This is a genomic window from Aeromonas sp. PrichA-15, from assembly GCF_017939245.1.
Classification (GTDB): Bacteria; Pseudomonadota; Gammaproteobacteria; order Enterobacterales; family Aeromonadaceae; genus Aeromonas; species Aeromonas caviae.
In genome coordinates this window covers 1-8,573 of the sequence record NZ_JAGKRH010000060.1, presented here as the reverse complement: position 1 = coordinate 8,573, position 8,573 = coordinate 1, and the positions used below count along the sequence as shown (strand labels likewise).

General features: G+C 65.3%; 7 protein-coding genes and 1 pseudogene. 3 read left to right on the top strand and 5 right to left on the bottom strand.

What is annotated here, in order from left to right; all coding sequences use genetic code 11:
• Positions 1 to 185: 185 nt before the first annotated feature.
• The 3 genes and pseudogenes from J9889_RS10350 to mobA form a co-directional block, all read right to left on the bottom strand.
• Positions 186 to 1,265 (bottom strand): FUSC family protein, encoded by a 1,080-nt coding sequence (locus J9889_RS10350; RefSeq protein ID WP_210556623.1) that lies wholly within the window; start codon positions 1,263 to 1,265, stop codon positions 186 to 188.
• 345 nt (positions 1,266 to 1,610) lie between these two features.
• A pseudogene (gene mobB, locus J9889_RS24700) lies at positions 1,611 to 2,096 on the bottom strand (molybdopterin-guanine dinucleotide biosynthesis protein B); the annotation flags it as partial.
• Positions 2,093 to 2,707, bottom strand: a complete 615-nt coding sequence (mobA, locus tag J9889_RS10340) for a molybdenum cofactor guanylyltransferase MobA (protein ID WP_210556620.1) — start codon at positions 2,705 to 2,707, stop codon at positions 2,093 to 2,095. The pseudogene mobB and the gene mobA, both read right to left, overlap by 4 nt.
• Positions 2,708 to 2,928: 221 nt before the next feature.
• Here mobA and J9889_RS10335 point away from each other — a divergent pair, with 221 nt between their 5' ends.
• Positions 2,929 to 4,638 (top strand): NAD-dependent malic enzyme, encoded by a 1,710-nt coding sequence (locus tag J9889_RS10335; protein ID WP_010673606.1) that lies wholly within the window; start codon positions 2,929 to 2,931, stop codon positions 4,636 to 4,638.
• A 117-nt stretch (positions 4,639 to 4,755) separates the two neighbouring features.
• Here the strand turns inward: J9889_RS10335 and J9889_RS10330 are convergent, their stop codons facing one another.
• The gene (locus J9889_RS10330) at positions 4,756 to 5,946 is read right to left on the bottom strand and encodes a hypothetical protein (RefSeq protein WP_210556618.1); all 1,191 of its coding nucleotides are present in this window, start codon (positions 5,944 to 5,946) and stop codon (positions 4,756 to 4,758) included.
• Positions 5,947 to 6,263: 317 nt separating this feature from the next.
• Between J9889_RS10330 and J9889_RS10325 the strand changes: the two genes are divergently transcribed.
• Together J9889_RS10325 and J9889_RS10320 are read left to right on the top strand one after the other, a co-directional pair.
• The gene (locus tag J9889_RS10325) at positions 6,264 to 7,502 is read left to right on the top strand and encodes a uracil-xanthine permease family protein (RefSeq protein ID WP_210556616.1); all 1,239 of its coding nucleotides are present in this window, start codon (positions 6,264 to 6,266) and stop codon (positions 7,500 to 7,502) included.
• Positions 7,503 to 7,646: 144 nt separating this feature from the next.
• Positions 7,647 to 8,387, top strand: a complete 741-nt coding sequence (locus J9889_RS10320; protein ID WP_160838012.1) for a dienelactone hydrolase family protein — start codon at positions 7,647 to 7,649, stop codon at positions 8,385 to 8,387.
• Between the two features lie 48 nt (positions 8,388 to 8,435).
• Here the strand turns inward: J9889_RS10320 and J9889_RS10315 are convergent.
• A partial coding sequence (locus J9889_RS10315) for a transposase (protein WP_210537942.1) occupies positions 8,436 to 8,573 on the bottom strand: 138 nt, incomplete at its 5' end.

Genomic DNA, 8,573 nt, shown 5'->3' with positions numbered 1-8,573 from the left:
CGAGCCAGCATGTCGCCAGATGCCTCAACAACATCGTTCAGATCGTTTGCAATAGACATAAAAAATCCGGAACCAGTGATTGGTTCCGGATTGTCCTACAGCAGAAGGATCGGTCAATGGATCCTTAACTGATCAGCATTGCCGCATCGGCGGGGCTTTTTTGTGGGCGGTTGCAGGCGGCGCGATCAGGGGCGGGCCGAGGGCTTGGCATAGGGTTGCAGCACCAGCCCCAGCAGGCGATGGAGGTGGGCGAGCTGCTCGATGAGATGGAGATTGAGCCAGAGGTAGCCGCCAAGGGTGGGATCGTGTCCCTGGTCTGGTGCCTGGCTTGCGTCTCCATCGAGCCGGGCGGCGGCCTCTTGCAGGCGGCCGATGGCCTGGTCGGCCGCCGTGGTATCGCCGCTCTTGAGCATGAGGGCGAGTTCGGTGAGCACCGACTCCGTCGCCTGCTGGCAGGCGCGAAGCCCCGGGTGGCTCTGCATCAGGAAGTGGCTCTGGCGATCCCGCCAATAGGTGTTGGCCAGCATCTCCAGGGTGCAGACGCTGTTGCGAAGGGTGGTCTGGGTCGCCTCGAACAGCGGGCTGCCAAGGCGGGTCTCCTTGACCGCCGGGGCCAGCAGGGGGCGCAGGCTGACTATTTTGGCGAGCAGGCGGGCATGGCTTCGGGTGAGCTTGGGGCGCTCCAGCACGTTGGGGGAGAGGTGGGTGTGGTAGAGCCGCCCGGCCTGCTGCAGGGTGTCGTGCATCTGCAGACGCCAGTGGGTATAGGCCCGCTGGGGGTAGATGCTGCAAAACAGCAGGGCCAGCACCGACCCCAGGATGACGTCGCCGCTGCGCCAGAGCGCGGTCTCGATGTCCCCGGGCACCCCGCCGACGATGACCCCCAGGGTGATGCCGATGAGCAGCCCCACATAGGGGCGCTTGCCGAGCGCCAGGTAGCCGCACAGGAACATGATGGCGCAGCACCAGGCCAGCATCAGGGGCAGGGAGTAGAGTTCCAGATAGAGGGCCACCACCCCGCAGGCGGCGCCAAAGACGGTGCCCACCACCCGTTGCAGGGCGCGCGACAGCACGTTGCCCCAGAACGAGATGGGGCCCATCACCACCACCAGGGTGATGAGGGGCCAGGTGCTCTCCGGCAGCTTGAGCTCCCGGGTCAGCAGGAAGGTGAGGGTGAAGGCCAGGGCGATGCGCAGGCCGTGGACCAGGCGGTAGCGGCCATAGATGAGCAGATCGAAGCGGGAGAGCGGGGCATTGAGGCGCAAGGGCGTTCTCTTATCTCGGGTCAGGGTGGTGAGGATAGCAAGGGGGACGGCATTTCCCTTGACCTGTGTCGTTTCTCCGGTTCATGGGGGCGCACCTGTCGGCAGGCGCACCATGACCCGCTCGCCGGGGGGAAGGGCCGCGCTACCCGGCGCCCGTTCGATGCGGCAGTTGGCACTGTCGTGGCCCCCATCCACCGGGCGCACCAGCAGGGTGCCCGCCTCGTCCTGACTGAGCAAGCCGGGCACAACGCCCTGCTCTGACGATGGGGGCAGGGCCGCCAGCAGCCGGGCGCAGAGGCGAAGGGGCGGTGGGGACTGACGGGGTTCGTGCGGGGGCAACCGGGCGCAGATGAAGTCGGCGATGGCCTCCAGATCCTCGAAGGGGAACCGGGGCAGGGTCGTGGCCTGGGGGGCGTCGCTCACGAGGGCGACGATGTCAGGATCATCGGGGAAGAGCAGGGGTCGGCCGATGGCGGCGCGATACAGCTCCACCTTGGGAAAGCGCCTGTGCTTGAACCCCTCGACCAACAGCAGATCCAGGGCGTTCGTATCGAAGCGGGCCAGCAGCGCCTCGAAGGGGGGCTCCCCCTCCGGGGTCTCCCAGATCAGGGCGTGGCGCCGGTCGGAGGCCGCCATCACCTGGGTGGCGCCCGCCTGGCGCAGGCGGTGGCTGTCCTTGCCGGGTTGGTCCATGTCAAAGGCGTGATGGGTGTGCTTGAGCACCCCGAGGCGCAGACCCCGTGCCACCAGGCGCGGGATGAGGCGCTCCAGCAGGGTGGTCTTGCCGGTGCCGCTCCAGGCGACGAAGCCGAGCAGGGGCAGGGGGCTCATGGCGCGCCCCCTTCCCGCAGCCTCGCCTCCCAGGCGGCGAGTTCGGCCGGGCTGTTGAGGTTGACGAAGGCGTCGGGCAGATCGGCAAAGGGCACCACCGCCATCCGGTGGCGGGCAAACCAGGCCCCGGTCTTGCGCTCCCCGTCCGCCAGCGCCTGTTGCAGAGAGGGGCGCAGGGCGCGGCGCAGCAGGGCGACCACGGGCTGGAGGTGCTCCCCGTCGTGGGCCACCACCAGATCGGTGTCCGGGGTGATGGCGGCGCGAAAGCGGGTCATCAGATCAAGGGGCAGGGCGGGGCCGTCACAGGGGACGAACAGCACCCAGTCGTGACGGGCCGCCGTCAGCCCCGCCAGCATGCCGGCCAGCGGCCCCTGGAAGTCGGCCTGCGCGTCCCCGATGACGGGAGCAAGCTGTCGGTAGCGAGCCTGGCTGCGGTTGGAGTTGATCAGCACCTCGTCCACCTGGGGACGCAGGCGGGTCAGCACGTGCTGGATCAGGGGAGTGCCCGCGAGGGGCACCCAGCCCTTGTCATCGCCCCCCATGCGGGTGGCGCGACCGCCCGCGAGGATGACGCCGCTGACGAGAAAAGCGGGGGAAGAGGAAGGGGTCATGGTGCTCCGTTGCTCGCAAAGGGATGCCCACAGGGGCGTGTCGGGATCTTGCGCCAAGGCGGGCGCGGGAGCAACCTTCGGCTGCCCCGGCAAAGGCGCCTTTGGCCGCAGGGTTTGTCCAAGCTCACAAAACCGGATCGGCAAACGTCATATGATCCCCAGCATTCTGAGTCTTGCTCTCCTGCCTGATGGCAACTTCATGTAAATCAAAGAGAATGACTATGGCTACCGGACAATATCTGCTGTGGAAAGATGCACAGGGTCACGATTTTCGCCCCGTTGCGCTGACGGGCACCAATCTGCTCAACGATCGCAACCTCAACAAGGGCACCGCCTTCACCGAACAGGAACGGGCCGATTTTGAGCTGGGCGGCCTCTTGCCGCCCCAAGTGCAGACTTTCGAAGCCCAGCTGGAGCGGGTCTATGAGGCCTTCCTGAGCGCTTGCAGCGACATCGAGAAGTACCAGAACCTGCGAGCCCTGCAGGATCGCAACGAAACCCTGTTCTACGCCCTCCTGTCCCGCCACGTGGAGGAGATGACTCCCTACATCTACACCCCGACCGTGGGCAAGGCGTGCCAGGAGTTCAGCCACCGCTTCCAGAAGCCGCGCGGCCTCTACATCACCCCGAAGAACGTCGATGACATGGGCTCCCTCGCCCGCCACATGGATGCCAAGGCGGTGCGCATCATCGTCGTGACCGACAGCCAGGGGATCCTCGGCATCGGCGATCAGGGGGTGGGGGGCATGGGCATTCCCATCGGCAAGCTCGCCCTCTATACCCTGGGGGCGGGCATCCACCCCGCGTGCTGCCTGCCCATCGCGCTGGATGTGGGCACCGACAACCAGGCGCTGCTGGATGACCCCATGTACCTGGGGCAGCCCCACAGGCGCATTCGCGGCAAGGAGTATGACGACTTCATCGACAAGTTCGTGGCCGGGGTCAAGCGCCACTTCCCCAACGCCGTGTTGCAGTGGGAGGACTTCAGCAAGTCCAACGCCTTCAACAACCTGGCCCGCTACCAGCAGGCGCTGCCGTCGTTCAACGACGACATCCAGGGCACCGGGGCCGTGGTGCTGGCGGGCATCATAGGGGCCGTCAAATCCAAGGGGGAAACCCTGGGCCAGCAGCACTACCTGGTCTACGGGGCCGGTGCTGGCGGGGTCGGGGTGGCGGATCAGATCTGCGCGGGGATGATCCGCGAGGGGCTTGACCCGCAGGCGGCGCGGGATCGCATCTACATCCTGGATACCCAGGGGCTGGTGTGTGACAACCGCGAGGGGCTGGATGAGTACAAGCGCCGCTACGCCAAGCCGGGCCTCTTGCTGGCCCAGTGGGATCTGCAGGGCAAGGCGGGGCTGACCGAGGTGCTGCGCCACGTGCCCATCACAGTGCTGCTCGGCACCAGCGGCGCCGGCGGCGCCTTCCAGGAGGAGCACATCCAGCTGATGCTGACTCACTGCGAGCGCCCCATGGTGTTCCCCCTCTCCAACCCCACCGCCAACTGCGAGGCCCTGCCGGAAGACATCTTCCGCTGGAGCCAGGGGCGCGCCATCGTCGCCACCGGCAGCCCGTTCAAGGATGTGCACCATGAGGGGCAGGATTATCGCATCGGTCAGGGCAACAACGTCTTCATCTTCCCCGGCGTGGGGCTGGCGGCCATCGTCAGCCAGATCCGCGAGATAAGCCCGGACATCTTCACCACCGCCGCCTTTGCGCTCGCGGAGTGCGTGAGCGAGGCGGATCTCGCCCGGGGCACCGTCTACCCGAGGATCAGCGAGCTGCGCAACATCTCGGTGCACGTGGCGACCGCGGTGCTCAAGGACATCGTGCGCCGGGATCCCTCCCACCCGCTCATCGGTCAGGATCTGCAAGAGCACATCCTGAGCCATATGTGGGAGCCGGTCTACCTGCCCTATCGCCGGGTCTGAGGTGCGACCTGCCCGCATGTGTCGCGGGCATGACAATGCCATAGAAAAAGAGAGGGTGGCCCAGGCCACCTTCTCTGTTTTCCGCCCTGCTGTGTGTGCGGGGCAGGACGCTGACACCTATTGAGCGGGCGGGGGCACCAGGCGGTCATCGACGCTGCCGTCGCCCCGAAGCTTGTTGCCACTGGCGTCGACGGCGTCCACACCGTTGTCGTCCACGCTGCCATCGCCTCGAAGCTTGTTGCCATTGGCGTCGACGGCGTCCACACCGTTGTCATCCACGCTGCCATCGCCCCGAAGCTTGTTGCCATTGGCATCGACGGCGTCCACACCGTTGTCGTCCACGCTGCCATCGCCTCGAAGCTTGTTGCCATTGGCATCGACGGCGTCCACACCGTTGTCGTCCACCCGGCCACCGGCATGACGCTCCCCGCCTGCATGCTTGTCGCCACCGCCGTGGCGATCGCCGCCAGCGTGCTGGTCGCCACCGGCATGTTCGCCCTGACCACGGTCATCGCCGCCGTGGCCGCTGTCGTCCCCGCCATTGTTTCCGTTATGGCTACTATCGCCTCCATTTCCGCTATTGTTTCCACTGTGGCTACTATTGCCCCCACCGCTGCTGTTGCTGCCTCCGCCGCTGCTGTTGCTGCCTCCACCGCCGCTGTTGCTGCCTCCGCTACCACTGTTGCCGCCGCCTTCCCCCCCTTTGTTGTGCACGATCAGCCCATTGGCCACATAGCTGTGGCTGCCATCGAGGATCAGGTTGAACAGCGCCGTGGCGGGCGGGGCATCAACCCAGGAGAGGGAGGCCACCGGCAGTTCGACAGGGTGCGGCGCCAGCGCTAGGTTGCCCGCGCAGCCCCCCTCTGACCAACCCAGCAGGTGCATGCCAGTAAAGAGCGGCAGCACGGCGAGGGCCGGGTTTTCGGTGCGGGTCATGGCCGGTGCGATGGCCGCCCAGCCCCGGGTGGTGAGGAAGGGGTGCTCGGCGGTAAAGAAGGGGGGCAGATGATTGAGCCCGTAGAGCCTGCGCGCCCCCAGCGCCACCCGCTCGATGGCCTGGATGCGGTTGCTCTGCCCGTGCCTGTCCCGCACCCGATCGCCGACCCGCAGGGTCTCGATGGGGCGTTCGCTGCCATCGGCCATCAGGATGCGGGTATCGGCGATGAAGCAGGACTTGGCATGGGCCTGGTTTGCCTGCCACTGGTGGTGGTCGAAGTCATAGCTCAGCGGGGTGGCGAACAGGGCCAGGGCGATGGCCGAACCCAGCAGCAGTCGGCGCTGGCTGGGTTTGAACGAGGGCAGTGACATGGGGAACTCCTTGTCGGTGTGGGGTCACGCCTTCGAGTATAGAGAGGGGATTGGGGGGGCATCTGCGTCGACCAGTTGAAAGCCTTGTCATGTCAACTCGCCGGAAAAACGATTGGCGTTGGCCATAAAAGTGCGTAAAATCGCCTCCTCGATGCTTGTAGCAGCGAATCCCGCCTAAAAAGCCAGTTTCATGCCCTCCCCAAGCAGTAAAAGGCAACAAATGACGCCGTTTGGCCCGTTGGCTGCCTTGAAAACGTCTTGTGATGACTGAAAAGTGTCAAATATCCCTGTCAGTTATCAAAAAATTAAGGATACCCATGTTTTCCTTGGTCAAGCAAAGCGTCGCCGGGCTGCAAATTCTGTTTGTCGCCTTCGGTGCCATGGTGCTGGTGCCCCTGCTCACCGGTCTGAATCCCTCCATGGCCCTGCTTGGCGCCGGTGTAGGCACCCTGCTGTTCCAGCTCTGCACCCGTCGTCAGGTGCCGATCTTCCTCGGCTCCAGCTTCGCCTTCATCGCCCCCATCATCTATGCCACCCAGACCTGGGGTCTGCCCTCCACCATGTTCGGTCTGTTTGCCGCGGGCTTCATGTATTTCATCCTGGCGGCCATCATCCGCGCTCGTGGCATGGGCTTCGTGCACAAGCTGCTGCCCCCCGTGGTTATCGGTCCCGTCATCATGGTGATCGGCCTGTCGGTGGCCCAGGTAGCCTGCAACATGGCCATGGGCCGTGCCGGCGGTGAGCAGGTGGTGCCTGCCACCACGGCGCTGACCCTGGCGGGGATCTCGCTGGCGGTCACCCTGATTGCCGCCGTGTTCTGCAAGGGCTGGATCAAGCTCATCCCCATCCTGTGCGGTGTCATCGCCGGTTATGTCTCTGCCGTGCTGATGGGCCAGGTGAGTTTCGATGGGATGGTCAACGCCCCCTGGCTGGCGCTGCCCCACTTCGAGACCCCGGAGATCAACTGGGCCGCGGCCCTCTTCATGCTGCCGGTGGCCATCGCCCCCTGCATCGAGCACATCGGCGGCGTGTTGGCCATCGGCGGCGTGACCGGCAAGGACTACACCAAGGATCCGGGCCTGCACCGCACCCTGGCCGGTGACGGCATCGGCGTCTGCTTCGCCGGTTTCATCGGTGGTCCCCCCGTCACCACCTATGCAGAAGTGACCGGCGCCGTGATGATCACCCGCAACTTCAACCCGGTCACCATGACCTGGGCCGCGGTGTTCGCCATCATTCTGGCCTTCTTCGGCAAGTTCAACGCCCTGCTCACCTCCATCCCCATGCCGGTGATGGGCGGCATCATGCTGCTGCTGTTCGGATCCATCGCCGCCATCGGTCTCAAGACCCTGGTGGAGTCCAAGGTGGATCTGGGGCTGTCCCGCAACATCGCCATCGTGGCGGTGACCCTGACCGTGGGTGTCGGCGCCCTGGAGATGAAGATCGGTGACTTCGCCCTGGCGGGCGTGGGGCTGGCCTCGGTGGCGGCGATCCTGCTCAACCTCATCCTGCCCCAGCACTCCGCAACGGGTGCCATGGAGAGCGCCAAGGATTAAGCGCCTGGCTTGCTGTACGTTGAGATGATGAAAAAGAGGCCACCTTCGGGTGGCCTCTCTTTTTTTGCCTGCGTACCACTGAACCCGGGCTCCCATGTGAAGCGGCTACACTCAGGGGCACCATTGACGGGAGAGGATGAAAGGATGAAGAGGGCATGGATCCTGGCCCTGCTGGGGCTGATGGGGAGCGGCGCGGCCGAGGCCGGTGCGGTGCGCTACGAGGTCGAAGGCAAGCCGTTCGAGGGCTATTACCTGGCGGGTGCCGACAAGGAGGCCCCTCTGGTGGTGCTGGTGCACGACTGGGACGGGCTCAACGGTTACGAGATCAAGCGGGCCGAGATGCTGGTGGCCCTGGGCTACAGTGTCTTTGCCGTCGATTTGTTCGGTGCCGGGGTCAGGCCGGGCACGGTGGAAGACAAGAAACGCCTCACCGGGGCCCTCTATCAGGACAGGACCAGGATGCGCACCCTGCTGCAAGGGGGATTGGCGGAGGCGGGCAGGCAGGGGGGGCGGCTCGACAATGCGGTGGCCCTCGGTTACTGCTTTGGCGGCGCCGCCGTACTGGAGCTGGCCCGCAGCGGGGCGGATCTCAAGGGGGTGGTGAGCGTACACGGCGGGCTGGAGACCCCGGCCGGGCAGGACTACAAAGAGGTGAAGGGACAGTTGCTTGTCCAGCACGGCAGCGCCGACGAGGCGGTCTCTCTGGGTCAGTTTGCGGCGCTGGTGGCCGAGCTGGAGAGCGCCGGGGTGAAGCACGAGGCGACCAGCTACAGCGGCGCTCCCCACGCGTTCAGCGTCTTTGGCTCGGACAACTACCGCGCCGATGCCGATGCCAAGTCCTGGCAGCGTTTCACCGGTTTCCTGAAGGAGGTGACCGGCTCCTGATGGGGCCGGTTCACACAGGCCATGGCAGTGCCATGGCTTTTTTATGGTTCATCGCGGCTTTCCGGGGAAGGCCGCCTTGATTTTCAGAAAAAAGTATTCTGAGTCCCTAAATCCATATGCCATGCGCTTTATCACTTTGATCTTGTTGTTCACCCCTTCCAGCACACTCGTGTGCATCGGGTAGTT